Raw genomic sequence first — 24,632 nt, 5'->3', positions numbered from 1 at the left:
GATCATAAAAAAAATTCGAACGATTTTAACTCCTCTAATATGCTCAACTCGAAACCTCTGAGAAGCACATTTAAACAACGCTTCCCGCAACACCAGGAATGAATACTTATTTCCACCATTGGAGTGTTAACAGTCCACTACGCAGAAACATCCTTTTTCTACGTCGCCGGCAAGTTTGCTGTCAGCGCAAGGGAATGAACATGAAAATCAAAATTCTATGTATACATGGCATAGGCCACGAAGAGGCAGATGAGAGTTTTCAGGAGTCCTGGCACCGGGCGATTACCACGGCAGTGGCGCGCGTGGCGCCAAATACCGACGTCGAGCTGGATTATCTTCAATACGACGAGCGCTTTTCCTCCAGTGGACTGGGGGCAGCCGACATCGCCGAGGCCACGCTGCGCCTTCTGACCAGCGCGGTCATCCATTCAGTGGGTGACGTGTTCAGGCGCAATCGCGGCATCGGGCAGTTTTCCGATCGCCTGCGCTGGACGGCCGGCATGGTCGCCCAATGGTCTGCGGACGAAGCGTTACGGACCACTCTGCGTAAGGACCTCGCCAGCGTTATCAGCGATTCGCAACCGGACATCGTCTGTGCGCACAGTCTGGGTACGCTGGTCGCCTACGACACGTTCCGTCGGGATCCCTCCCTGATGAACAACCGGGCGCTGATCACGTTCGGCTCACAGATTGCCAACCCGGCAGTGCGCGAGACATTTGGTGGGCGCATCGAAGGCATCGACGATGCGCGCAAGTGGTACCACCTCTACAACGAACACGATCAGGTTTTTACCGCGCCGCTGTATCTGCGCGATACCAACTTCACCCAGGTCATGACACCGTTCGATAAGCCCGACGACGTCCTCAATCATGACGCGACTTACTACCTCGGCCATGCCGAGACCGTGACCAATGTCTGGGGCCCCCTGTTGCAGGCCGGCAAAGCGAAAGGCTTCGACAAACGGCTCGCCGCCGTCGACAAGTCACTGGGCATTGCTGTCCCCAAGGCGCGCACGGTGCGGCGCTCGCGGGACAAGGCGTTGCTGATCGGCATCAACAATTACCCCAATCCGTCCGATCGACTCGAAGGTTGCGTCAATGACGTTTTCCTGATGAGTTCTTTGCTGCAAGAGTCGAAGTTTTCGCCGGACGATATCCGCGTCGTACTCGATGACCGCGCTACCGCTGCTGGCATTCGCGATCGCCTGCATTGGCTGCTCGACGACGCCCAGGCCGGTGACCGCCGGGTGCTCTTTTATTCTGGGCACGGTGCGCAGATTCCCAACGCCAATGCCACGGGTGAAGCCGACCGCATCGACGAATGCCTGTGCCCGTGGGACTTCGACTGGACGCCGGCACACGCCATCGTCGACAACGACTTTCGCGACCTCTACATCCAGCTTCCGTATGACACGCAGTTCATAACGATCTTCGATTGCTGCCATTCGGGCGGCATGACGCGCGACGGCGCTCGGCGTGCTCGCGGACTTACGCCGCCGGATGACATCCGCCATCGCGCGTTGCGCTGGGAGCCCGGGCTGCAAATGTGGGTGGAACGTGACTGGGTGAAACGGGCCCGCAAAAGTGCGCAGAAGGCCGAATCGGCCAATACCGTGAGCAATCGCGACGGCATCCGGAGGGTCGGCCAGGCCATCGCGGTGCGCGGTTACGACGATAAGCTCTACGACAAACGACGCGCCGCTTATAAACACGAAGGGCCCTTTCTGCCGATCCTCATGTACGCCTGCGGCGAATCCCAGCTGTCTTACGAATACCGCCACGGCGTTATTTCATACGGTGCGTTCACCTACGCGCTAGCCCAAACGCTGCGCAAATCCAAGCAGAGACCGACGTTCAATGCCCTGGTTCGAGCCACTGGCAAGCTCCTGGCCGAGCTGGGTTATGACCAGAAGCCGGCGATCGTCGGGCCGAAGGATTTGCTCGGCAAAGTCGTTCCCTGAGTCGCCATCGTCTGGAGATTGATATGAGCAGTGAAACGGTAAGAAGTATTCAACAGGCATTGATTGCCGACGGCTTTTTTCCCGGCGAAGTCGACGGGATCTGGGGGAGAAGAACCATCGCCGCAGTGAAAGCCTTTCAGGACAGCGTTGGACTGGAGGCCGATGGCATCGTCGGTCCCAAGACCTCCGCCGCCTTGTTTTCTGATGTTGACCATGTCCCTGCGGGCCCGCTTCTACCGTGGCTGGCGGAAGCGGAAAACTTGATCGGTACCAGGGAAGTCCTTGGCGACAAGAACAATCCCACCATTCTGGATTGGGCCGACGATCTCGACCTTCACTACCCCGGCGACGAGGTGCCTTGGTGCGGTCTGTTTGTTGCGCATTGCGTGGGTTCTACGATGCCCGAAGAAGTGCTTCCTTCGAATCCCCTGGGTGCGCGGCAATGGGAAAAATTTGGCGAATCCACCGTGCCACGACTCGGCGCGGTGATGGTCTTCTGGCGTGAATCAAAAAACAGTGGCAAGGGTCATGTCGGGTTCTATACCGGCGAGGATAGCAACGCGTACCGGATTCTGGGCGGCAATCAAACGGACAAGGTGTGCCTGACTTGGGTAGGCAAAGATCGATTTCTCAAAGCGCGCTGGCCGCGCAAGGCAAGCTCTTTGGGTGGAGGCGACGCCATCATCGTCATGAACAGAACCGAGGATTTGTCCAGGAACGAAGCTTGAGGGTTCGCGAAATCAAATCACATACCGCATAAAACGGGCGCTTTGAAGAAGGCGCCCTTTTTTTGCCCTGCCGGGCAAATGCACAACGCTTCTCTGAGCGACGTTTAAAAGCGAGTTGCTAGCCATCTGCCATCAGTCGATAATCCTGCCCCCGGTAACACTCACGTAAGGAAACGCCGTGAAAAAACTTCTATTGTTGGTCCCTCTGTTCGCCCTGCTGCTGCAAGGTTGTGGCGTGACCATGACCCGTTATGAACCGAGCTTTGAAAACGTCCAACAGCTCAAGCAAACCCCACCCCTGCAATCGATCAGCAATGCTCAGGTCAAGGCGGATGCCGGTCAGGGCTCACTGACAGTCCGGGCCAACCCGATCAGCTCGCCGAGCGGCAGTATCACGCAACATATACAGGATGCGATTACCGAAGAACTGGGTCGGGCGGGCCTGCTGAACCCGCAAGCTCAGCGACATCTGGATGTGCTGGTCGTCAAGAATGAACTGACCGCAGGCATGGGCACTGGCACGGGCCAGCTTGCTGCGCGCTTTACATTGCTCAAGGGCAACGAGGTGGTTTACGACGCGACCAAGGATGTCAGCCGCCAGTGGGACAGCAGCTTTTTCGGCGCCATTGCGATCCCCAATGCGGCCAATGCCTACAACCCGATGGTTCGTGATTTGCTGAAGACGTTGTACAGCGACCCGCAGTTCATTCAAGCCCTCAAGTAAGGGCAAAAAAAGAGCCGCTTGTGCGGCTCTTTTTTTTTCAGGCCCGCGGCACCTGTGCATCGAGTGCCGAGTATTTCAGGCTTTTGCTCTCGACGACTTGCTTGAGCAGAGCATTGACCTGGCGGCTGAAGGTATCGCTGATTGCCTCTTTCGGGGTGTTGGCCATCAACGGCACAAACCAGATGCCCATCCAGGTATTGATTCCGTCATGGTTGCTCGCGTTGGTCAGCGTCTGCCCTTGGGAATCCAGCGTCTCCAGGCTCATGGTGTATTGGTCGGTCGCCAGTGTCGGGATGACGGTAAACGTCAGGCCACTGATAAAGGCCATGACCATCTGACCACCGCCCGGTGGATGGTTGTAAACCTTCAAGCGCAGGTTGTAATCACCCGGCTGCTTCTGGAACTCGTCCAGTGTGACGCGACCGAACAGACCGGAATCGGTCAGCACTTTTTGCAGCTCCGGCTTTAGCATGTCGCGTGCTTGTGGCATTTCAACGGCTGAAGCGCTTTTCGGCTCGCCTTGATAGAAATCGAAGTCTACGTAGACATTCGGTTTGTTCGAATAACTGGCCATCGACGGCAAATTGACCGGAGCGACTTCGTCTTTGGTAAAGCTGGCGCAACCACTTAGCCCGAGCACCAAGGCCAACCCTAGAATTTTCCCAAATTGCATGACAACTCCTTTAAATGATGGCATTGCGCCTCCACACCAGAGGGCGGCCGCGAATTCTAGAGCGTTGCCAGCAATAGTAAAAGGCCATCACTCAAAAACGGCAGGCCTCACGCCCACCCTTCCAGGCGCAGCGTGGCCCGGACCAGACGCTGCTCCTCGCTTTCGATTTCCCTGAGGTTCTCGCAGATGCTCTGGATGTGCGCGATGGCCGCCTTGCGCGCCTGCTCCGGCATGCGGCCGGTCACGGCGTTGTAGAGCCGGGCGTGCTGACGGTCGATCTGGCGTTTTTGCGGTGCGCGGTGGTAGAGGTTGTTGACCGAGGCAAACACGGTGTTGAGCAGCAAGTCCGTCAGCGAGCGCAAGGTTTGCACCAGCACCGGGTTGTGCGAGGCCTCGCAGATCGCCAGGTGAAAGGCATGATCGAGCCGGGCGTGTTCGCTCGCTTCCATCGACCGCGTGCGGGCATCGAGCAGCGCTTCATAGCTGCGGGTGATGAGGACAAAATCCGCCTCGGTCCCGCGCAAGGCGGCCAGGCGAGCGGACTCCCCCTCAAGCAGGCTGCGCACCTCGAACAAATCGTAAAGTGTGCGCGGTTGTGAGCTGAACAAATGCATCAGCGGCGATGCGGCGCCGTGGCCCGACAGATCAGCGACAAAGGAGCCCTTGCCCTGCTCCGTCTTGATAATCCCCCGGGCGCGCAACAACTTCAGGCCCTCGCGCAGCGCCGTGCGCGAGACGCCGAGTTTTTCGGTCAGGCGCCGTTCCGAAGGCAACAATTGCCCGGTCTTGAGGACCCCGTCGACGATCAGGCGTTCTATGCGCTCACAGACCACGTCTGCGACTTGAGGATTACGGGTCACTTTCGCACTCTCCATCGAACCTCCCACTGGTATGACCAGCCTCACCGGCAAAACCCGTCACGTTCGAATACAACCCTAAGTTTATGTATAGGCAGTTATTTTTCTCAAAAACGGGGAAGCAACCCCTGAAGAACTGGTTCGACCACTCAAACAACACATGGACAGTAGGTCGCGTCAGGCCAATGATGCAAGTGAGCTTTCACCGCAAACAGACCTCTAATAAAAACAAACGGAGGGTCGCGAACCGCCTATGAACATCCTCTACGATGAACGCGTCGACGGCGTTCTGCCTGATGTCGACAGAGCCGCCCTGCTCCAGGCACTGAGCGCTCGCCTGCCGGACCTGGAAGTCCTGCATCAGCGCGAAGAACTCAAGCCGTATGAATGCGACGGACTATCCGCTTACCGCACTACGCCGATGCTGGTGGTGCTGCCGCGCCATATCGACGAAGTCCAGGGTGTGCTTAAGCTCTGCCATGAGTTTCACGTCCCGGTGGTTGCTCGCGGCGCCGGCACCGGTTTGTCCGGCGGTGCTCTACCGCTCGAAAAAGGCGTACTGCTGGTGATGGCGCGTTTCAACAACATCCTGCACATCGACCCCGCCGCACGCACGGCGCGGGTTCAACCGGGTGTGCGCAACCTGGCGATTTCCCAGGCCGCCGCACCGTTCGGCCTGTATTACGCGCCGGACCCCTCCTCGCAGATCGCCTGTTCAATCGGCGGCAACGTGGCCGAAAACGCCGGTGGCGTGCATTGCCTGAAATACGGCCTGACCGTGCACAACCTGCTCAAAGTCGACATCCTCACCGTCGATGGCGAACACCTGAGCCTGGGTTCCGAAGCCCTCGACTCGCCCGGGTTTGACCTGCTGGCATTGTTTACCGGTTCCGAAGGCATGCTGGGGGTGATCACCGAAGTCACGGTCAAACTGCTGCCCAAACCGCAAACCGCCAAGGTGCTGCTGGCAGCGTTCGATTCCGTCGAAAAGGCGGGTCGTGCAGTCGGCGACATTATTGCCGCCGGCATCATTCCGGGCGGTCTGGAAATGATGGACAACCTGGCCATTCGCGCTGCAGAAGATTTTATTCACGCCGGTTATCCGGTCGACGCCGAAGCCATTCTGCTGTGCGAGCTCGATGGCGTCGAAGCCGACGTCCACGATGACTGCGACCGTGTGCGCCAGGTGCTGGAACAGGCCGGCGCCACCGAAGTCCGCCAGGCCAGGGATGAGGCGGAACGCGTGCGCTTCTGGGCCGGGCGCAAGAATGCGTTCCCGGCAGTGGGCCGCCTCTCGCCGGATTATTACTGCATGGACGGGACGATCCCGCGCCGCGAGCTGCCCGGCGTGCTGCAGGCGATTGCCGCGCTGTCGGCTGAATACGACCTGCGGGTGGCCAACGTTTTCCATGCCGGTGACGGCAACATGCACCCGCTGATTCTGTTCGACGCCAACCAACCCGGCGAACTCGACCGCGCCGAAGCCCTGGGCGGCAAGATCCTCGAATTGTGCGTGAAAGTCGGCGGCAGCATCACCGGTGAACACGGGGTCGGCCGCGAGAAAATCAATCAGATGTGCGCGCAGTTCAACAGCGATGAGCTGACCCTGTTTCATGCCGTCAAAGCCGCGTTCGATCCGGGCGGCCTGCTCAACCCTGGCAAGAACATCCCGACGCTGCATCGCTGCGCCGAATTCGGCGCGATGCACGTTCACCTGGGTCAGATGCCCTTCCCTGATCTGGAGCGATTCTGATGCGCAGCAAACACGACATCGATGACAGCGGCGCGCTACTGGACCAGGTTAATCAGGCCCTGCAAAACGCCACGCCCCTGCGGATCCAGGGCGCCAACAGCAAAGCGTTTCTGGGCCGTATCGCGGCGGGCGAAGTGCTCGACACCCGCAGCCACCGAGGCATCGTCAGCTACGACCCGACCGAATTGGTGATCACCGCACGCTGCGGCACGCCGTTGGCAGAACTGGCCGATGTGCTGGATGCGGCGCAGCAGATGCTGCCGTGCGAACCACCCTCCTTCGGAGACGGCGCCACCGTGGGCGGGATGATTGCCAGTGGACTGTCCGGGCCGCGGCGCCCGTGGTCAGGCTCGGTCAGGGACTTTGTGCTCGGGACACGGGTCATCACCGGCCACGGCAAGCATTTGCGCTTCGGCGGCGAAGTCATGAAAAACGTCGCCGGCTACGATTTGTCGCGCTTGATGGCCGGCAGTTATGGGGCACTGGGTGTGATCACTGAAGTCTCGCTGAAAGTGCTGCCGAAACCTCGGCAAGCGTTAAGCATCAGCCTGGAAATGGACAGCGATCGTGCCTTGCTGCGCCTCGCCGAATGGGGCCAGCAACCGCTGCCGATCAGCGCCGCGTGCCACGACGGTCAGCGCCTGCACTTGCGGCTTGAAGGTGGCGAAGGTTCGGTGGCAGCGGCGCATGACCGCTTGGGTGGCGAAGTGCTGGACGCTTCGTATTGGGCGGATCTCAACGAACATCGACTGAGCTTCTTTGATGAAGACCAGCCGCTGTGGCGCCTGTCGGTCCCGCACAACACGCCTCGACTGTCCCTGCCCGGCCTGCAAATGATCGACTGGGGCGGCGCCCAGCGCTGGCTCAAATCCGATGCCGAAGCGGCGTTCATCCGCAAGGTCGTCGCTGAAGTCGGCGGGCACGTGACCTGCTACAGCCACGGCCTGATCGACAGCCCCTTCCAACCGTTGCCGGACGCGCTGATGCGCTATCACCGCAACTTGAAGGACCAACTCGATCCACGGGGCATCTTCAACCCCGGTCGCCTGTACGCGGAGCTTTGACCCATGCAGACCACCTTGAGCGAACAGGCCCGCCAACTGCCCCGCGCCGAAGAAGCCGAAAGCATCCTGCGCACGTGTGTGCACTGCGGTTTCTGCAACGCCACCTGCCCGACCTATCAACTGCTCGGCGATGAACTGGACGGGCCGCGTGGGCGCATCTACCTGATCAAACAGGTGCTGGAAGGCAACGAGGTCACCCAGAAGACCCAACAGCATCTGGATCGCTGCCTGTCTTGCCGTAACTGCGAAACCACCTGCCCCTCGGGCGTCGACTATCACAACTTGCTCGACATCGGCCGCGCGGTGGTCGATGCGGCTGTGCCGCGTTCGCTCGACCAACGCTTGTTGCGCGAAGGCTTGCGCAGCGTCGTACCCAACCCGGGGTTGTTCAAAGCACTGCTCAGCAGCGGTCAGGTGTTCCGTGCGCTGCTGCCCAACACGCTGCGAGCCAAGCTGCCGCGCCGTGTGTATCCGGCCAAACAACGTCCGACCGCCCGCCACACCCGACAGGTGCTGATGCTGGAAGGGTGCGTGCAGCCGAGTCTGTCGCCGAACACCAACGCAGCCACCGCGCGTGTCCTGGATCGACTGGGGATCAGCGTGACACCGGCGCGCGAGGCCGGTTGCTGCGGCGCGGTCGATTATCACCTGGACGCCCAGGCGGCCGGCCTTGATCGCGCGCGCCGCAATATCGACGCGTGGTGGCCGAGCATTGAACAAGGCGCCGAGGCCATCGTGCAAACCGCCAGCGGTTGCGGTGCCTTCATCAAAGACTACGGCCACCTGCTCAGCACCGATGCGGCGTATGCCGAGAAGGCCAGAAAGGTCAGCGCACTGGCCAAGGATCTGGTTGAAGTGTTGCGCGAGGAGCCGCTGGACCAGCTCGGCATCCACAGCGACCAGCGCCTGGCCTTCCATTGCCCCTGCACCTTGCAGCACGCACAGAAACTCGGCGGTGCGGTTGAGGCGCTGCTGACGCGCCTGGGTTTCAACCTCACGTTCGTTCCCGACGGTCACCTGTGTTGCGGCTCGGCGGGCACCTATTCGCTGACCCAACCGGAGCTGTCCCGGCAACTGCGCGACAACAAGCTCAATGCGCTGGAAAGCGGTCATCCCGAAGTCATTGTCACGGCCAATATCGGCTGTCAGTCCCACCTTGACGGCGCGGGCCGAACCCCTGTGCGCCACTGGATCGAACTGGTCGAAGCCGCGCTGCCCTCATCGAACCCCGGAGTCTCCCCATGAAAAGCAAAGCCGTCCTCAGCCAGACCGAAGTCAGCCGGATTCTCAACGCCGCACGTAACGAAGCACAGAATAATCAATGGGCCGTGACCATCGTGATTGTCGACGACGGAGGCCATCCTTTGGCCCTGGAGCGCCTCGACGGTTGCGCCCCGATCGGCGCCTACATCGCGACCGAAAAGGCCCGCACCTCAGCCCTTGGCCGACGGGAATCGAAAGGCTATGAAGAGATGGTCAACGGTGGACGCTACGCGTTTTTGTCCGCGCCGTTGCTGACGTCCCTGGAAGGTGGCGTACCAATCATCGTCGATGGCCAGGTGATCGGCGCGGTCGGCGTGTCCGGCGTCAAGGCCGAGCAGGATGCACAAGTGGCCAAGGCCGGGGCGCAGTGCCTGAACTGAACTGAAAACCCGATCAACACCGCATAACCCTGTGGGAGCGAGCCTGCTCGCGAATGCGGTGGATCAGCTGATATCAATGTTGATTGACACACCGCTTTCGCGAGCAGGCTCGCTCCCACAGGGAATTGCGGTGGGTCCTACACCTCAGTTTTACTTGCGCGCCAGTTTGTAGCGCACGCACTCTTCATAAAAATTCTGCCGGACATCCGCTGGCTTGAACCGCGACTTGCTGTCGTAAGTCTGTTCGGTGATGCCCATCGCCATCATGCGCATCCACGCCTTGCTGAATTTGTAGGCCTGTAGCTTCTGCCGGGCGGCATACAGGGAGACCCCGGCCAGCTTGAGTTCCTGAGCCCTCGCCGCCGTGCCCGCCCCCCAGCTGCACATATACCGGTCATTGGACGCCAGTTCCTTGGCTTGGGCAGAGGCTGCAACGCTGGCCAGGGCAAACGAGATCATCGTGACAAATACACTTCGCAATTGCATTCCGCCTAACCACCTGAAAATGAAGTGGATTTTGGCGATAACCTGAACGCTTCGGGGCCAGCAAAATGCCTCTTTTTGAATCAGCGATCGTGCCCGATCCCCAACGACTCGGCCATGCGCACCAGGTCAGCAAAGGACTTGGCATGCATTTTCTTCATGGCATGGGCGCGGTGGATTTTCACAGTGATCTCGCTCAGGTTCATCTGCCCGGCAATCTGCTTGTTCATCAGGCCTGTGGCGGCAAGGGCCATCACCTCTTTTTCCCGCGCCGTAAGCGATTGGTAGTTGCTGTGCAGGTCCGAACGCTGCTGCTCGATTTCCCGACGCCGGACATCGGCCTGAAGTGCGCCTGACACCGCGTCCAACAAATCCTGTTCGCGGAATGGTTTTGCCAGAAAATCCACGGCACCGGCTTTCATCGCCTTGACCGACATTTCAATGTCGCCATGGCCAGTGATGAAAATGATCGGGATATTCGCGTTTGATTCAACCAACTGGCGCTGGAAGTCCAGGCCGCTACTCCCTTGCAGTCGTACATCGAGGACCAGACAGCTGGCGCCCCCTGTCTTCGGTTGCCGAAGGTAGTCCGCCGTGGAGGCGAAGGTCTCGACCTGGATCCCGGCAGAGCGCAACAGATTACCCAAGGCGTCGCGAATGGACGCATCGTCATCCACCACGTACACCATCGAGCCTTGATTGCCTGGCTCATTGGAAGAAGGATTGCCGCTCATGGGCGCTCCTCAACGGGAATTGGTAGGCAAAAAGTGTAGCAGCACCCAAGGCCGATTTCCGCGGCGATGACGATTTTGTAGCAGGTCGCATCTGGACAATTTCCTCTACTGGAACTAGGCAACAAAGTTGTGCTCCAGCGCCGATATAAAAGAGAACAGAGAGCGTGGGCAATGCCAGTAGGCATTGACTTGGGCGCTGTAACTTTTTCCGCTGATGCACCAACTGCAAAAGTGCTCGCAGTTATTGGAAAAGATCCTGTATTGATTTTCACCGATTCTGGAGCGCGCACGATGGGCGATTTCATGGCTGGCAAATTCACACTGTTCCTGATACATCCAGACCGGCTTGCCGTGAGCGAAACTTTCAAGATCAATCACTTCGACGGGACCGGGTTTGAATGAACTGCTAAACCCGGAATAGTGAGCCACCTTCCCGCCGCCCAAATATATGCCGTGATGCATATAGAACGTGCGCGGCCCCACCAGATGCGCGCCGACAGGCAAACTGTCCACGGCCATCTGGACATTGATCAGGCTCAATGAAACGCCGGACGTATGGTGGGTGTCGGCGAAGGGGTGATTTCCAGGCAACAGGGCACTCAACTGACTGGAAATATTCGTTGTCATGATAGTCAAGCCAACAAGTACGGTTGAACGAAGCGATGAAAAGCTTTCGACGACCCTGGCGGTAAAACCACTCATGACAACATCCTCCGTAACCCTTGCATTCACTCTATCGCCAGGGTTGCGGAGTTTCATTTGTACATACGATTAGTCTGAACGACCTATGAATATACCTCCCCTAAACCTAAGTATTAATCCTGATGCCGGGGCAGCGTGAATTGCACCGAGGCACCACGTGGCGAGTTGGCGTCGGCCCATAAACGGCCGCCATGGGCCTGGATGATCGAGCGACAGATCGATAACCCCATGCCCAGCCCGGTGGCCTTGGTGGTGTAGAAAGAGGCGAACACCAGGTCGGTGCTTTCCGAGGCGAACCCCGGCCCCGAATCGCTCACTGTCACCAACACGCAGTCCGCCTCACCCAACACCGCGCTGATCCGCAAGTGCCGCTCGCCTTCGCTCACCGCGCTCATGGCCTCCAGCGCGTTCATGATCAGGTTGAGCAGCACCTGTTGCAGTTCCACGCGGTCGCCTTCGATCAATGGCAGTCCGTCCGCAAGCTGCGTCTCTATCGAAGCACCGCTCTTGGTGATCTGGCCTCGGCTGAACCCGATCATTTCGCGGATCGCTGCGTTGATGTCCACCGGTCCCTTCTGCGGCGGCGCCTTGCGGATATGCTGGCGGATCCGGCCCAGCACGTCCGCCGCCCGATTGGCATCGGTGATGAGGCAGCCGAGGACCTGACGGACCTCGTCGATCTCCGGCGGCTGGGCGTTCAGCCAGCGCAGCGCGGCATTGGCGTTGAGGATGGCTGCAGCAATCGGCTGGTTGACCTCATGGGCGATAGAAGCCACCAACTGGCCCATGGTCGCGACGCGGTTCGCGTGGGCCAACTCCGTTTGCACCTCGCGATAGCGGCGTTCGCTTTCGCGGATTTTTTCTTCTGCCTGCTTGCGCTCGGTCAGGTCCACCACGAACGCGACCCCTTCCTTGCTGCTGGCTTCGAACATGGCCAGACCGACGATGATGGGCAGGCGGCTGCCATCCTTCTTGAAATATTCCTTCTCGTAGGGTCGGGCGTACCCGGTCTGCACCGCCTGCGCCAAAGAGCGCTCGCTGAGGGCCAGAAACTCCGGCGGCGTCAGGTCCCGCCAGCGCAGGCGGCGGGTGGCAAGGTCTTCTCGGGTGTATCCGACCATGTGCAAAAAGGCATCGTTGGCCTCAAGAATGTCACCGTCGGCGTTCCAGAACAGAATGCCGATGATGTTGGCGTCGACGAGGCGCCGGATCTTCGATTCTCGCTCTGCGACCTCGCGGTACAAACGCGCATTTTCCAGGGAGATCGCCGCCTGTGAGGCCACCAGTCTCAACACGGCAATCCGCGCCGGGCTGAACACCCGGGCGGTCAGATTGTTTTCCAGGTAGAGCGCGCCGACGAGCTTGGCCTGGTTCATCAACGGCAAGCAGAGAATCGAGCGGGCTCGGTGCTGGCGGATGTAAGGGTCGGCGCCAAACGAAGCCTCGGCCACGGCATCATCCAGAACGACGCTCTCGCGGGTGCGCAGGACCTGGTACAGAACGGACTCCGGTAATAGCGCTGCACTCACTGGCACATCACGCAACTGCATCGAGTGGCGGCCGGTGGTCACCTGCGCTGCAATCCGCTGCTCACCGCCGTCCGACAGAATCAACAGGCCACGCTCGGCACCGGCCTGTTCGATCGCCGTGCGCATCACCCTGTCAATCAGCTTTTCCAGGACGATTTCGCCTGAAAGGGCCTGGGATACCCTGAGCACGGTGGCCAGATCAAGGTGTTCAACCGGTGCGACCATCGTCGTCGGGCCGAGCAAGTGCGCTTCGGTCCTCAGCGACGGATACTGCGTTTCAAGCTGGCGCACCTTGCCATCGGCGCCCCAGCGCAGGTAGCCGTAGCGGGCGTCCTGCAAATAGACGCGGGCAATCTTGGCGAGGCCGCGCGCCGCATAGAAACGCGATGCGAGTTCGTTGGCCAGCGCTTCGATATGGACAAAACCGCTTTCCTGCGCTGTATGAATGGCCTGTTCGTAAAGCAGCTCGGCGTCGATCACGCGACCTTCGACGCGGGCGATTTCGGCACCGACCAGTGCGGCCCGGCTGGCGAAATTCTCCGGACATTGTTGCGCCCAGGTCTGCAACTGCCGGTGGTCCGCCGTCATCGCGATCACGTGCTGCCCGTGCTCGTCCACCGGGACACCATCACACCACGCGGCCCGGGCCAGCGCGTCATAAAAGCAATATTCCGCTTCCTCATAAAACAGGTAGGACGTCCACAGCAGCTGCTGTGCCCTGGCCGCGGCTTGCATGGCCGCCCCTGGGTCGCCGGCCAGGTAGCAAGCCTGTATTTTGCGCACCCAGTACCAACACTCGGCCAATGCCAGGTCCGGGTTGGCGGCCAGGTGGGCTTCAAAGTCACGTTCGATAAATTGTCCGTCGTCAAAGCAACCGAAGGTCGGCGTGAAGCCTCGGAGCATGCGGATTGACGCGAGTTGCGTGCCGATGAAGTCGCCGACCAGCCCGAAGCGCACTTTCCTGGCGTAAACCAGGCCACGCTCCGCTTCCTCTTGTACCTCGGACAACGGCTCGCCAGCGAACAGAGAATCTGAGACGAGGCTGTTGCCCGCATAAGCGCCATAGGGCAAGTCGCCGATCCGGTTGGCCGCGACAAAAGAGCGGCGCAGCAGGTCACGGCAGTGCCCCACGGGTTTCATCCAGCGCACGGCAAAATTGGAGAAACACAGAAAGGTGCTGGCTTCGAATCGATTCAGGCCACGCCGGTCAATGAGGTCACAGCCGAGCTGGCCGAAGCGGAATCCGGCCTGGTAGTCACCGAACCGCCGTCCGGCGACCCTGAAGGTATTGGCGTAGTGCACGCAGGACGCATCGCAATTGCCCCGTTCGAGGCTGAGGCTGACCGCCTTGCAGATCGACAGGCACGACAGGTTCGCATCCGTCTGCAAGGCCGGCGGGAACAGTTTGCTCAGCGCGCTGACCGTCATCAGGGACGCCGCGTCCTCCATCAGTGGCAAATCGATGAGGTCCTCGATTTCCCGATTCCCGAGTGCAGACCAGACTTGGTCGTACCCGTGGCGCACTTCATCGTCGCTCGGATGGGCAGACCACTCGATGCCCACGTGCCGCAGGTAGGCGAGGCAGACAGCGACTGCACTGTCGCTGCGATCCAGCAGCAGGTAGACATCCATTTGCAGGCACACGACATTGGCGCGTTCGATCGTGGTGGTGGCGCGATTCGACAGCGCTGCCAGGCGCTCGTCCGCGACCGATAACTGGCCGGTCAGAAGCTCGCATTCGGCGCAGTTCAACTCCAGCGCGAAGATCAGCTCATGCCGGCGCGCCCAGCAGTTGTCGTCCAGCAGCTGGGCGCCGGTGGTGAGGTAGTTGAGCGCCGAGGCATAAGCCGTCGACGCCTTGGCACGCTGGCCGGCCATCAGGTTGAACGCTGCCAGTTGCTCGCGCTCGCCCCGCTCGGTCAGCAACGCGGCGCCGCGATTGAGCTGGCCGACGATTTCAAATATCGCTTCTTCCAGCGTGTCCGGGGGTGTCTGCGCGGCGAGCAGCCGGCCGATTCGCAGATGGGCTTCGGCGCGAGACGCCATGGGTATCAGCGAGTAAGCGGCTTCATGAATCCGGTCGTGAACAAACCGATAAGCGCCCTCCAGCCGCTCGACCAATTCCAGGCGAATCGCGTCCCACAGGACCGCGCGGATCTGCGCTTTCGGCAGGCCCAGAACGGTTGAAAGCGACGTGACCCCGGCGACGTTCCCCAGACAGGCAAGCTGCTGCAGCGCCTGTTGCGTTTCAATCGGCAGGCGCGCCAGTTTGCCCACCATCAGGTCGACGATGTTGTCGGTGTAACCCTTGGCATGGATGCGGTCCGGCTCCCAGGACCACTGCCGCTCGTCATGATCGAAGCTCAGCAGTTGCTCATCGGCGAGGGCATGCAGAAACTGGATCACGAAAAAAGGATTGCCCGCGGTCTTGTCCAGTACCAACTGCGCCAGGGGCTCGATGCGCGCATGCTCGTCATGCAGCGCCTCGGCGATCAACTGCTCAATGTGCGCCTTGGCGAGCGGCGCCAGGGTGATCTCGTCGATTCGGCCCCCGGCGTTGCGAATGGCGTGGAGTTTTCCCGTGAGCGGGTGTGTGTCATCCACCTCGTTGCTGCGATAGGCCCCGACCAGCATCAGGTGGTGCACATCCGAACTGGTCAGCAGGTCTTCAAGCAAGTCGAGTGTGGCCGCGTCGAGCCATTGCAGATCGTCGAGGAACAGCGCCAGCGGATGCTCCTCCCTGGCAAACACACCGATAAAGCGCCGGAACACCAGAAGGAACCGGTGTTGCGCCTGTTGCGGTTCAAGGGGCGGTACCGGCGGTGGCTCGCCGATGATCAGCTTCAGTTCGGGAATCAGGTCGGTCATGAGCCGCCCATTGATGTCCAGCGCTTCCTGCAACGCGTCACGCCAGTGCGCCAGTTCCGTGTCGGACTTGCCCAGCAACGTCCGCACCAGGCTCTGAAAGGCCTGCACCAGCGTCGAATAGGGGATGTCGCGCCGGTATTGATCGAACTTGCCGGACGCGAAGAGGCCTCGCGGCGGCACCAGCACTTTGTGCAGCTCATTGACCACGGAAGATTTGCCAATGCCGGAATAGCCGGTGACCAGCACCAATTCCGGCGTGCTGCTGCGGATGATCCGATCGAACGCGGCGACCAGGGTGTCGACCTCACGCTCGCGCCCGTAGAGTTTCTCGGGAATCAGCAGCCGGTCGCAGGTCCCGTGCTCGCCGAGCGCGAAGGCGTTGATGCGGCGCAGTTCCTGCCAGTCTGCCAGGCACCGGCGCAAATCATGTTCTACCGCCGCGGCCGTCTGGTAACGATCTTCGGCGGTCTTGGCGAGCAATTTCATGACGATTTCGGAGAGTGTTTCGGGGATGGTTTCGACCCGCTCGCCAGGTGACTGCGGTTGTTTGGCGATATGGCAATGCACCCATTCGATTGGGTCCGAGGCCTTGAACGGCAGCGAGCCAGTCAACATCTCGTACAGCGTGACGCCGAAGGAATAGAGGTCGCTGCGCGAATCGATTGAGCGATTCATCCTGCCGGTCTGTTCAGGCGCCATGTAAGCGAGCGTGCCGGCGATGGTCTCCGGTGCCTGTCGCTCGCGCGGCAATCGTGAGGCGAGGCCGAACCCCGTGAGCCGGGCCTGGCCGTCGGCGCAGTCCACCAGAATATGGCTGGGCTTGATGTCCTTATGCACGAATCCGCGCTGGTGCAACTTGCCCAACACCACCGCGATGCTGATCGCCAGACGCAAAAAAGTGGCGATTTCAAGGGGCGCCACCAGCAGATGCAGCAGCGGCGCGCCGCCGGGGTCCTCAAGCACCAGCTGCATCTGCCCGCCTTCGCGCACCATCTCAAGCGGCTGCACCGCCCACGTGCCCTCCAGTTCATCCTTCAGGCCAAACTCATGCGCGAGTCGGCCAAGGCAGGCCGGGAGAGGTTGTTCCGCCGCAGGCCGCGCGATGAGCACAGGGCTGTCGCTGCCGGCGTTCGCGCGTAGCTCCCGACAGAAAATACGCTCACCGTCGTCCCAGGATAACTGCATGCTTTTGTTCATCTGAGTGGGAACACACGTTGGTTTTTTATAGGCCGCACGTGCCATCAGGCTGTCGTCCAGTGTAACCACCTTACAGATTAGCTCCACTTCGGAGCCCTTCACAGTCACCTCATTGAGGTTCCGGCCCGAAGGTCATCGGCGATTCGCCCTGGCCTTTTCTTGATAAGACGCCCCCTCCTCAGGCCTCGGCCATGACCTCGGAATGCACCTGTTGCTGGCCCAGATAACGACAAAAGCAAGCGCGCAACCAGCTTTCACGCGGATCGTTGTGCATCGCGCCGCGCCAGGCCATCGAAAGCTCCGGCGTCGGCAATTGCACCGGCGCACACTCGGCGCGCATCCCTTCCAGCCGCACCATAGCCTGGGCAACGTAGTCGGGCACGATCGCCACCATGTCGCTGCCGGCGAGCAAAGCCGGCAAGGCACTGAACTGCGGGACCGCCAGCACCACTCTGCGCTGCCGACCGACCAGCCCCAGCGCATGGTCGGCGTCGTCGATGACATTTCCCATCGAAGACACCACCACGTGCGGCCGTCTGCAGAAGTCATCCAGTGTCAGGGGGCCGGGGGCCGAATCGGCGCGCAGGAGTATCGGTTGCATCGGGCGCAGGCACTTGCAATGGGCACTGGCCGGCAACTCCTGCGCCAGGCTGATACCGACGGAAATCTCACCGGAGGCCAGCAATTGGGGCAATTGCCGTTGGTCAACCCGGCGCACCACCAGGGTGATGTTCGGTGCCTCTTCCCGCAGGTGCTTCATCATGCGTGGCAGCAGCGCGTATTCGACATCATCAGAAAGCCCGACATGGAAGGTCCCTTCGCTGGTCAGCGGATCGAACGCGTGGGTGCAGCTCAAGGCCACGGCGATACCGTCCAGGGCCGGTGCCAGCCGCGCATGGATCTCCTCGGCTCGCGCCGTGGGTTCCATGGTCCGGCCCGCGCGGATGAACAGCGGATCATTGAACATCGAACGCAAGCGCCCGAGGGCGCAACTGATGGTGGTCTGGCCCAGGAACAGCCGCTCTCCGGCCCGGGTCACGTTGCGTTCACGCATCATGGTTTCGAAGACAACCAGCAGATTGATGTCGGCATGTCGCAGGTCATTTCTGTTCATCATGTTCATGTTCGCCGCCCGGGTAAGTGGATATCGAACTTCAGCTCGCTGGGCATCCCGTGTCGCCGGGGTCCAACGAGACAGCTCCAGCTTAGGCGGGCCACACTCCAGACGTCACTTGTACGTGGGTACAGCCGATACATCCCTTGGTTGCGTCCCCTTGTACGTGGGTATGCCCTGTCAAAGGACATACTTTTGTTGGCGCGAATTCAACACTTAGGTCTTAGCGAGGTATACGTTGGTATAACTATTCCACCTTGGCGGTCCGCGTATCTTGTAATGACAACAGGCTCTGTTACGGAGCATTGCACATGATTCAAGACGCTCAGCTGCGTAACTCGACAATTATTGCAATTGTCGATGACGACGACGCCTTTCGGTCTGCCCTGAAAACTTTACTGCGCTCCAGCGGTTATAAAGTTCGAACCTATGGCAGCGCCCTGGAGTTTCTCAATGCGAAGGCCAGCGCAGAAATACACTGCCTGGTTTCCGACATTCAAATGCCGGGAATGAGCGGAATAGAGCTGAACGAGCGTCTCATCGCGTTGGGCTTCCACATCCCCACGATATTCATCACCGGTTATCCGGGAGCCGCGGCACACCTTGGCGCCAATACGCTGGTTGCCGTCCTGCCTAAACCCTGCGACCCCGATAAACTGTTGAACTGCATCGAAACCGCACTCCTCCCTCGCCAGTGAAAGCAATCTGCGAAGTTGCCCGCCGTCTCCCGGTAATACTTTGGTATATCTTTCGCCCACTCAAGTATGACTTTGCTGAACCGATGTAGAAGTGCGCTCAGCAGCATCCGTCAATACCATGCACTCACAGCGGACGACTGCCGTCCCGCCAACTTGAAGAACAACTTCAAGACTATTGACCACTTCTTTTCAGGAACAAATCATGAAACAGCAAATTCTGGTTATCGGTGCGGGGTTCGGTGGTGTCTGGAGTGCATTGAGCGCCGCCCGTCTGCTGGACATGCACGACCGTAACGATGTGGACATCACCCTGCTGGCGCCTCAGGCGGAATTGCGTATACGGCCGCGCTTCTACGAAACCGACGTGCACAAGATGTTCGCGCCCCTCGACGCGCTGTTCGACTCGGTGGGTGTGCGTTTCGTCAAAGGCATGGCCGAGCGCATCGACGAGCAGACAAGGACTGTCGGCTACCGCGATGAAGCGGGTCGCGAGGGGGCGTTGAGCTACGACCGCCTGGTGCTGGCTTCCGGCAGCCAGTTGGCGCGCCCGAAAGTACCGGGTCTCGCCGAGCACGCCTTCGACGTGGATCAGATCGAAGCCGCCGTGCGCCTGGAAAACCACATCAAATCCCTCAAGGACCAGCCGTACAGCGTTGCCCGCAATACGGTGGTGGTCGCCGGTGGTGGTTTCACCGGCATCGAGACCGGCACCGAGATGCCGGCACGCCTGCGGGCTGTGCTCGGCGACGATCAGGATGTGCGCGTGATCATTGTCGACCGTGCGCCGCAGATCGGCGCGACGATGGGTGATGGCATTCGTCCCTCCATCATCGAGGCGTCTGAACACCTGGGCGTCGAGTGGGTGGTCAACGCCAGTGTCGCGGCAGTGGACGCCAACGGCGTGACCCTCGCCGATGGCCGCCACATCGAAGCCCAGACGGTGATCTGGACCGTCGGGTTCCGCGCCAGCCCGCTGACCGAACACCTGACCAGCGATCGCGACCCACAAGGGCGCTTGCACGTCGATGAGAACCTGAAGGTATTGGGCCAGACGCATGTCTATGCTGCCGGCGACGTCGCCTATGCCGCGACCGACGACCTCGGCAACTTCGCCGCCATGTCGTGCCAGCACGCGATCGCCTTGGGCCGTCATGCCGGGAACAACGTCGCCGCGGATCTGCTGGGTGTTGCGCCGACCCCTTACCGTCAACCGAAGTACGTGACCTGCCTCGACCTGGGTGCCTGGGGCGCAGTGTTCACCGAAGGCTGGGATCGCCAGCTCAAACTGGTCAAGGACGAGGCCAAGGAGCTCAAGACGCAGATCAACACTCAGTGGATCTACCCGCCAGCCGCTGATCGTGCCACCGCTCTGGCAGCGGCCGACCCGATGATTCCGGTGGCCTGAAGACCCGCCTGAACGTGGCGTCCGCGACAGCATCGCGGGCGCCTTTGCGTTTTCCATCGTAATGCCTGCACCCAGATATGAATCAGCCAGACACTGGTGGTCATGGTTTAAGATCGTTTGAAGCGTCCTCCGGACTCGACAACCACTTCATGCGCTTAAACCTGAAGGTTCGTATGCCCTCCTCGCTACCCTTACCGGTTCAATGCCCCCGCCAGCCCGCCCGCACGTGGCTGCAGTCACTGCTGTTGCTGAGCGCCATCCTGCCAGGCATCGCCAATGCCGGGCCCAGACCCGACAACATGGTTTATCTGCGCACGATTGACCCCACCATCGAGCAAGATATCCGCTACGCCAGCGCCCACAACTTCACTGGACACTCGCTCGACGGATACGATGCCGCCGAGTGCCTGCTGTCGCTGGACACCGCCCAGGCCCTCGCCCGGGTGCAACAGGCACTTCAAAAGCAAGGCTACGGCTTGAAGGTGTTCGACTGCTATCGACCCAGCCGTGCGGTGGCCGATATGGGCCGCTTCGCGACTGAGCCGGGGAACCCGCGCAAAGCCGAGTTCTATCCGCGCGTCGACAAGCAGGACTTCTGGCGGCTGGGGTATGTGGCGCGGGTGTCGAATCACTCCAGAGGCTCAACCGTGGACCTGACGCTCATCGGCCCCAAGGCTCTGCCCGCCGACACCTGGATACCCAAGGCCGCACAAGTCGATTGCACCGCGCCCTATGCCCAGCGCTGGCGCGACGGCGCACTCGACATGGGCACCGGGTACGATTGCTTCGATGAGCGTGCGCACACCGCCAACCCGACGATCAATGCGACGGCGAAGGAAAACCGTCAGCGGCTCAGCAGCGCCATGGAGAAAGAGGGTTTCGCCGGTTACTCGAAAGAATGGTGGCACTTCACTTTCGGTGGAGACGGAGCGCCGAAGAACGTGATGGATTTTCCCATCACGCCGCTGAGTACCAGCGAGGTACTGGACAGCAGTCACCAATTGATTGTGGTCACCACAAAAAACTGGGACGACATTCAGGGCATCGCCCAGCGCTATGAACGAGACGGGGCCAGCTTTCGAAAAGTCGGCGACGGCTTTGCGGTGGTGGTCGGCAAGAACGGGATGGCGTGGGGTAAAGGGTTGGGCAACGTTGAGCCTGGTGAAGGACCGGTCAAACGTGAAGGTGACGGGAAAGCACCTGCCGGGATCTTCAGACTCGGGACTGCGTTTGGTTATGACGCGACGGCCGAGACAAAGCTGCCTTATCTTGCGCTGACCTCGACCACAGAGTGCGTGGATGACAGAAAATCCGAACGTTACAACGAATTGGTCGACGGCGCGGCGATAGCCAAGGACTGGAACAGTTCCGAGCAGATGCGCGAAGAGGCTGGGTATCGCAAAGGGATCTTTATCGAGCACAACACGCCAGCGTCACCGGGTGCAGGTTCGTGCATCTTTTTCCATATCTGGCGGGGACCTGCCTCGCCTACGTTGGGGTGTACGGCAATGGATCAGGGGGATATTTCGCGGTTGTTCGAGTGGCTGAATCCCCGTGAGTCTCCGGTGTTGGTGCAGATGCCTGAGGGGGAATATGAGCAATTGCGCGAGCGATGGAAATTGCCTCGGCGTTGATGGAAGAGGTGAATCGAGTGCTGGATAACAGGTTCCGGCCGGCTAATCACGGAGCCCTGTAGCGGCTGCCTTGGTCAGCCCTGCTTCAAATCAAGGCAGTAGGTGTAATACCCCGTGTCGCGCACGTAACCCAACGATTCATACAACCGTTGCGCCCCCACATTATCCGTGGCCGTTTCCAGCACCATGCCCTTGGCGCCGGTCGACAGCGCAAAGGCTCGGGCAGCGTTCATCAGTAACCTGCCCACGCCCTGCCCCCTGGATTCGGGTTTGGTGAACAGGTCGCTGAGCAACCAGGTGCGGTGGGCGTCGATGGAGGAAAACGTCGGGTACAGTTGGACGAACCCCAGCGCATCACCGCAAAGGTCCGATGCGAAAAAGATCACGGACTCATCCCGGTCAATGCGTTCGGCGATGAAGTCCCGGGATTGCGGCAGGTTCGAGGGCTGGCCGTAGAAGCCTCGATAAGCGTCGAAGAGGGGGGCGATTTTGTCGATGTGCGTTGCCTCGACGCGCAAGACTTGGACGGCCATGCCTGGGGTCTCCCTAGGGGTTACTTGGGTTGCGCCACCGTGCGCAAATAAGGTTTCACCGTTTTGAAACCATCCGGGTATTTCTTCTTCGCGTCCTCGTCAGAGACGGAAGTCGGAATGATCACATCCTCACCCGGACGCCAGTTCACCGGCGTGGCAACGGTGTGCTTGGCGTTCAGTTGCAGTGCATCGAGCAGACGCAATACCTCATCAAAGTTGCGCCCGGCGCTCATCGGGTAGATGAGCATCGCCTTGACCTTCTTGTCCGGCCCGATGATGAACACGGAACGCACCGTGGCGTTGTCCACTGCGGTGCGTGCGCCGCCGCTGGCATTCGGATGGATCATGTCGTAGAGCTTGGCCACCACCAGGTTTTCGTCGCCGATCATGGGGTAGTTGACCGCATGCCCCTGGGTTTCTTCGATGTCCTTGGCCCAGCTCGCATGATTGCTGACGGGGTCGACGCTGAGCCCGACGATCTTGGTGTTGCGTTTATCGAACTCTGGCTTGAGCCCTGCCATGTAACCGAGCTCAGTGGTGCACACCGGGGTGAAGTCCTTGGGATGCGAGAACAGGATCGCCCACTTGTCGCCAATCCACTCATGGAAATGCAGCGTGCCCTCGGTGCTTTCGACGGTAAAGTCCGGTGCTTCGTCGCCAATGCGGATGGTCATATCGTTCTCCTGACTGTGAGTTCGTAGGGAGGCCGTCGCAACGCCAGTCGCTGTTCCAACGGCATTCGGGATCTGTGTTGAACCGATCAACGCGGATCAGTATAGGAGACGACTCAAGACCTGCCGGTGACCGGCGCATTCACTTTGTAAGTCGTTGATTCAGGCCTCTGTACGCTGGCAGGCAACACCGCCAGCGCGACGTGCCAGCATGCGTCGCAGGCTTTTCGACGCCGGCCATTCATGCGTAATCCAGCAACAGTGTTTGTCCAGCGGGCCGCTGTTTGAGGGAGGGGTAACGCCCTAGCATCGTCTGTACCCGGTAAGCCAATGGCGACACCGGAGCAACCCAGACGAGACGGTGAATAAAATGAAAATCCTGAAAGTGGCGCTTTTCCTGGCGCTGGGCGGTATCGCCGCACAGTCCTTTGCAAACGACAGCCAGTCAACGGCCGAAGCCGGTAAGACGCCGGTTGAACGCTACACCTACAGCACCCAACTGGACATCAAGAAAGTCATTGCCGTGACCGACATTGCGAACGAGTGCGGCCCCGTCCCGGCGCAAATGACCTATGAAGATTCGAACGGTCAACGCCATGTCCTTCAGTACCAGGTGATGGGCACCGGATGTTCAAATGGTTGAACGCTGCCAGGATGATGGAGGGTCGACACTCCATGCCTGCAGCCTGTGTGAATCAACTTTTTTTCGCTGAGCCGACGATGTTTTCATCCGCGGCCAACACGACCGGAATGGAGTGTTTGAGAAACGCTACCCAGGTCTTTATTTTTGCATCGACGAACTTTCGTGACGGATAGATCGCATACAGATTCAGCGCTTCAAGGTGATGGCCGGGCAATACACGCACCAACGTGCCGGCCCGCAAGCCATTGACCGCCGATGCAATGGGCTGGATACCAATCCCCATCCCATTGGTGATTGCGACGGTCATGCCATCGGCGGTGTTGATATGAAACGGTGATAACGCCACGTTGACGGTTTCCACGCCTTCAGGCCCGTCCAATACCCAGTTTTCAACCGGCATGACAGTGTTCACGATTTTCAGACAGTCATGTGCAGCGAGCGCGGCCGGGGAATCCGGATGTCCGCGTTTTTTCAAGTACGCCGGCGACGCGCAGAGAATGCTGTACGTGACGCCGAGCCGCTGCGCCACGAAGCCTGAATCGGGCAAGTCCCGGGCCAGCACGATCGACATGTCGTAGCCCTCCTCCAGCAAATCCGGCAGTCGATTAGTCAGGGTCAAATCAAACATGACCGTAGGGTGCAGCTCTCTGTATCTGGCAATGGCGTCGATCACGTAATGATTGCCAACGGCGGACATCGCATGGATTTTCAGCCGCCCCACAGGCTGGGTGTTCGCGGTGACTGCTTCCTCGTCGGCCTCCCGCACCTCGTCAAGAATCCTCTCGCAGCGTTCCAGGTAACGCAGGCCGGCTTCGGTCAGCGCCAGACGGCGGGTCGTGCGGTTGATCAGTCGGGTTTGCAGCCTGGCTTCCAGACTGGAGATCGCTTTGGAGACGTTGGTGGTGTTGGTGTCCAATACCTGCGCCGCCGCCGTAAAGCTGCCGCTCTGGGCCACCGCCACGAAAAACCGCAGGGTCTGGAACACGTCCATCGTTTTCACCTCGGGGGATGGAAAAAA

At 60.1% G+C, this 24,632-nt stretch carries 21 protein-coding genes; 11 read left to right on the top strand and 10 right to left on the bottom strand.

Annotation, left to right across the window (positions count from 1 at the left end; genetic code table 11):
* Window positions 1-200 precede the first annotated feature (200 nt).
* From AC1ROI_RS04650 to AC1ROI_RS04640, 3 genes are all read left to right on the top strand, one after another.
* On the top strand, window positions 201-1,961 hold the full coding sequence (locus tag AC1ROI_RS04650; protein ID WP_158243821.1) for a caspase family protein: 1,761 nt from the start codon (window positions 201-203) through the stop codon (window positions 1,959-1,961).
* Window positions 1,962-1,984: 23 nt separating this feature from the next.
* Window positions 1,985-2,689, top strand: a complete 705-nt coding sequence (locus tag AC1ROI_RS04645) for an NlpC/P60 family protein (protein WP_010459062.1) — start codon at window positions 1,985-1,987, stop codon at window positions 2,687-2,689.
* Between the two features lie 178 nt (window positions 2,690-2,867).
* On the top strand, window positions 2,868-3,413 hold the full coding sequence (locus tag AC1ROI_RS04640; RefSeq protein ID WP_102593347.1) for a hypothetical protein: 546 nt from the start codon (window positions 2,868-2,870) through the stop codon (window positions 3,411-3,413).
* A gap of 37 nt (window positions 3,414-3,450) precedes the next feature.
* Here the strand turns inward: AC1ROI_RS04640 and AC1ROI_RS04635 are convergent, their stop codons facing one another.
* Both AC1ROI_RS04635 and glcC read right to left on the bottom strand, forming a co-directional pair.
* Window positions 3,451-4,086, bottom strand: coding sequence for a hypothetical protein (locus tag AC1ROI_RS04635; RefSeq protein ID WP_010459059.1), 636 nt, complete (start codon window positions 4,084-4,086; stop codon window positions 3,451-3,453).
* Window positions 4,087-4,193: 107 nt separating this feature from the next.
* The gene (gene glcC, locus AC1ROI_RS04630) at window positions 4,194-4,961 is read right to left on the bottom strand and encodes a transcriptional regulator GlcC (RefSeq protein WP_077748786.1); all 768 of its coding nucleotides are present in this window, start codon (window positions 4,959-4,961) and stop codon (window positions 4,194-4,196) included.
* 235 nt (window positions 4,962-5,196) lie between these two features.
* Between glcC and glcD the strand changes: the two genes are divergently transcribed.
* The 4 genes from glcD to AC1ROI_RS04610 are packed head-to-tail and all read left to right on the top strand — an operon-like array spanning window position 5,197 to window position 9,403.
* The gene (gene glcD, locus AC1ROI_RS04625; RefSeq protein WP_010459055.1) at window positions 5,197-6,696 is read left to right on the top strand and encodes a glycolate oxidase subunit GlcD; all 1,500 of its coding nucleotides are present in this window, start codon (window positions 5,197-5,199) and stop codon (window positions 6,694-6,696) included.
* Window positions 6,696-7,760, top strand: a complete 1,065-nt coding sequence (gene glcE / locus AC1ROI_RS04620) for a glycolate oxidase subunit GlcE (protein ID WP_083377126.1) — start codon at window positions 6,696-6,698, stop codon at window positions 7,758-7,760. The genes glcD and glcE overlap by 1 nt, the downstream gene beginning before the upstream one ends.
* Before the next feature lie 3 nt (window positions 7,761-7,763).
* Window positions 7,764-9,005: a glycolate oxidase subunit GlcF gene (gene glcF / locus AC1ROI_RS04615; RefSeq protein WP_102593346.1), complete on the top strand. Its 1,242-nt coding sequence runs from the start codon at window positions 7,764-7,766 to the stop codon at window positions 9,003-9,005.
* Window positions 9,002-9,403 carry a heme-binding protein gene (locus AC1ROI_RS04610; RefSeq protein WP_102593345.1) on the top strand — a complete coding sequence of 134 codons (402 nt, stop codon included), beginning with the start codon at window positions 9,002-9,004 and terminating at the stop codon, window positions 9,401-9,403. The genes glcF and AC1ROI_RS04610 overlap by 4 nt, the downstream gene beginning before the upstream one ends.
* Window positions 9,404-9,553: 150 nt before the next feature.
* Here the strand turns inward: AC1ROI_RS04610 and AC1ROI_RS04605 are convergent, their stop codons facing one another.
* The 5 genes from AC1ROI_RS04605 to AC1ROI_RS04585 form a co-directional block, all read right to left on the bottom strand.
* Window positions 9,554-9,889 carry a hypothetical protein gene (locus AC1ROI_RS04605; RefSeq protein ID WP_010459046.1) on the bottom strand — a complete coding sequence of 112 codons (336 nt, stop codon included), beginning with the start codon at window positions 9,887-9,889 and terminating at the stop codon, window positions 9,554-9,556.
* 80 nt (window positions 9,890-9,969) lie between these two features.
* Window positions 9,970-10,620 carry a response regulator transcription factor gene (locus AC1ROI_RS04600; RefSeq protein WP_102593344.1) on the bottom strand — a complete coding sequence of 217 codons (651 nt, stop codon included), beginning with the start codon at window positions 10,618-10,620 and terminating at the stop codon, window positions 9,970-9,972.
* A 114-nt stretch (window positions 10,621-10,734) separates the two neighbouring features.
* Complete coding sequence (locus AC1ROI_RS04595; RefSeq protein WP_102593343.1) at window positions 10,735-11,322, bottom strand: lecithin retinol acyltransferase family protein; 588 nt, start codon at window positions 11,320-11,322, stop codon at window positions 10,735-10,737.
* A gap of 113 nt (window positions 11,323-11,435) precedes the next feature.
* The gene (locus AC1ROI_RS04590) at window positions 11,436-16,904 is read right to left on the bottom strand and encodes a trifunctional serine/threonine-protein kinase/ATP-binding protein/sensor histidine kinase (RefSeq protein ID WP_102593414.1); all 5,469 of its coding nucleotides are present in this window, start codon (window positions 16,902-16,904) and stop codon (window positions 11,436-11,438) included.
* Between the two features lie 190 nt (window positions 16,905-17,094).
* A complete protein-coding gene (locus tag AC1ROI_RS04585; protein ID WP_102593413.1) occupies window positions 17,095-18,030 on the bottom strand; it encodes a LysR family transcriptional regulator in 936 nt (311 codons plus the stop codon).
* Window positions 18,031-18,341: 311 nt separating this feature from the next.
* Between AC1ROI_RS04585 and AC1ROI_RS04580 the strand changes: the two genes are divergently transcribed.
* From AC1ROI_RS04580 to AC1ROI_RS04570, 3 genes are all read left to right on the top strand, one after another.
* Window positions 18,342-18,728 carry a response regulator transcription factor gene (locus AC1ROI_RS04580; RefSeq protein WP_102593342.1) on the top strand — a complete coding sequence of 129 codons (387 nt, stop codon included), beginning with the start codon at window positions 18,342-18,344 and terminating at the stop codon, window positions 18,726-18,728.
* A 202-nt stretch (window positions 18,729-18,930) separates the two neighbouring features.
* Entirely contained in the window at window positions 18,931-20,133 is a 1,203-nt protein-coding gene (locus AC1ROI_RS04575; RefSeq protein WP_102593341.1) for an NAD(P)/FAD-dependent oxidoreductase, read from the top strand.
* Between the two features lie 173 nt (window positions 20,134-20,306).
* Window positions 20,307-21,767, top strand: a complete 1,461-nt coding sequence (locus AC1ROI_RS04570) for a M15 family metallopeptidase (RefSeq protein WP_102593340.1) — start codon at window positions 20,307-20,309, stop codon at window positions 21,765-21,767.
* Window positions 21,768-21,841: 74 nt separating this feature from the next.
* Here the strand turns inward: AC1ROI_RS04570 and AC1ROI_RS04565 are convergent, their stop codons facing one another.
* The gene (locus tag AC1ROI_RS04565; RefSeq protein WP_102593339.1) at window positions 21,842-22,300 is read right to left on the bottom strand and encodes a GNAT family N-acetyltransferase; all 459 of its coding nucleotides are present in this window, start codon (window positions 22,298-22,300) and stop codon (window positions 21,842-21,844) included.
* 20 nt (window positions 22,301-22,320) lie between these two features.
* Window positions 22,321-22,974 (bottom strand): peroxiredoxin, encoded by a 654-nt coding sequence (locus tag AC1ROI_RS04560; protein WP_010459028.1) that lies wholly within the window; start codon window positions 22,972-22,974, stop codon window positions 22,321-22,323.
* A 367-nt stretch (window positions 22,975-23,341) separates the two neighbouring features.
* Between AC1ROI_RS04560 and AC1ROI_RS04555 the strand changes: the two genes are divergently transcribed.
* Window positions 23,342-23,614: a DUF2790 domain-containing protein gene (locus tag AC1ROI_RS04555; RefSeq protein ID WP_083377129.1), complete on the top strand. Its 273-nt coding sequence runs from the start codon at window positions 23,342-23,344 to the stop codon at window positions 23,612-23,614.
* Window positions 23,615-23,666: 52 nt separating this feature from the next.
* Here AC1ROI_RS04555 and AC1ROI_RS04550 read toward each other — a convergent pair whose 3' ends face one another.
* Window positions 23,667-24,605, bottom strand: a complete 939-nt coding sequence (locus AC1ROI_RS04550) for a LysR family transcriptional regulator (protein WP_010459023.1) — start codon at window positions 24,603-24,605, stop codon at window positions 23,667-23,669.
* Window positions 24,606-24,632: the final 27 nt, after the last annotated feature.

This window comes from Pseudomonas sp. GW823-FHT02C02 (genome assembly GCF_058797635.1).
This window is presented reverse-complemented; position numbering and strand designations above follow the sequence as displayed.

Coding starts and splice junctions, on each gene's coding strand:
- AC1ROI_RS04595 (WP_102593343.1), bottom strand. CDS start 11,322: ATGAGTGGTTTTACCGCCAGGGTCGTCGAAAGCTTTTCATCGCTTCGT.
- AC1ROI_RS04555 (WP_083377129.1), top strand. CDS start 23,342: ATGAAAATCCTGAAAGTGGCGCTTTTCCTGGCGCTGGGCGGTATCGCC.
- AC1ROI_RS04565 (WP_102593339.1), bottom strand. CDS start 22,300: ATGGCCGTCCAAGTCTTGCGCGTCGAGGCAACGCACATCGACAAAATC.
- AC1ROI_RS04580 (WP_102593342.1), top strand. CDS start 18,342: ATGATTCAAGACGCTCAGCTGCGTAACTCGACAATTATTGCAATTGTC.
- glcF (WP_102593346.1), top strand. CDS start 7,764: ATGCAGACCACCTTGAGCGAACAGGCCCGCCAACTGCCCCGCGCCGAA.
- AC1ROI_RS04570 (WP_102593340.1), top strand. CDS start 20,307: ATGCCCTCCTCGCTACCCTTACCGGTTCAATGCCCCCGCCAGCCCGCC.
- glcE (WP_083377126.1), top strand. CDS start 6,696: ATGCGCAGCAAACACGACATCGATGACAGCGGCGCGCTACTGGACCAG.
- glcD (WP_010459055.1), top strand. CDS start 5,197: ATGAACATCCTCTACGATGAACGCGTCGACGGCGTTCTGCCTGATGTC.
- AC1ROI_RS04590 (WP_102593414.1), bottom strand. CDS start 16,904: ATGCAGTTATCCTGGGACGACGGTGAGCGTATTTTCTGTCGGGAGCTA.
- AC1ROI_RS04550 (WP_010459023.1), bottom strand. CDS start 24,605: ATGGACGTGTTCCAGACCCTGCGGTTTTTCGTGGCGGTGGCCCAGAGC.
- AC1ROI_RS04585 (WP_102593413.1), bottom strand. CDS start 18,030: ATGAACAGAAATGACCTGCGACATGCCGACATCAATCTGCTGGTTGTC.
- AC1ROI_RS04560 (WP_010459028.1), bottom strand. CDS start 22,974: ATGACCATCCGCATTGGCGACGAAGCACCGGACTTTACCGTCGAAAGC.
- AC1ROI_RS04575 (WP_102593341.1), top strand. CDS start 18,931: ATGAAACAGCAAATTCTGGTTATCGGTGCGGGGTTCGGTGGTGTCTGG.
- AC1ROI_RS04610 (WP_102593345.1), top strand. CDS start 9,002: ATGAAAAGCAAAGCCGTCCTCAGCCAGACCGAAGTCAGCCGGATTCTC.
- AC1ROI_RS04645 (WP_010459062.1), top strand. CDS start 1,985: ATGAGCAGTGAAACGGTAAGAAGTATTCAACAGGCATTGATTGCCGAC.
- AC1ROI_RS04600 (WP_102593344.1), bottom strand. CDS start 10,620: ATGAGCGGCAATCCTTCTTCCAATGAGCCAGGCAATCAAGGCTCGATG.
- AC1ROI_RS04605 (WP_010459046.1), bottom strand. CDS start 9,889: ATGCAATTGCGAAGTGTATTTGTCACGATGATCTCGTTTGCCCTGGCC.
- glcC (WP_077748786.1), bottom strand. CDS start 4,961: ATGGAGAGTGCGAAAGTGACCCGTAATCCTCAAGTCGCAGACGTGGTC.
- AC1ROI_RS04650 (WP_158243821.1), top strand. CDS start 201: ATGAAAATCAAAATTCTATGTATACATGGCATAGGCCACGAAGAGGCA.
- AC1ROI_RS04635 (WP_010459059.1), bottom strand. CDS start 4,086: ATGCAATTTGGGAAAATTCTAGGGTTGGCCTTGGTGCTCGGGCTAAGT.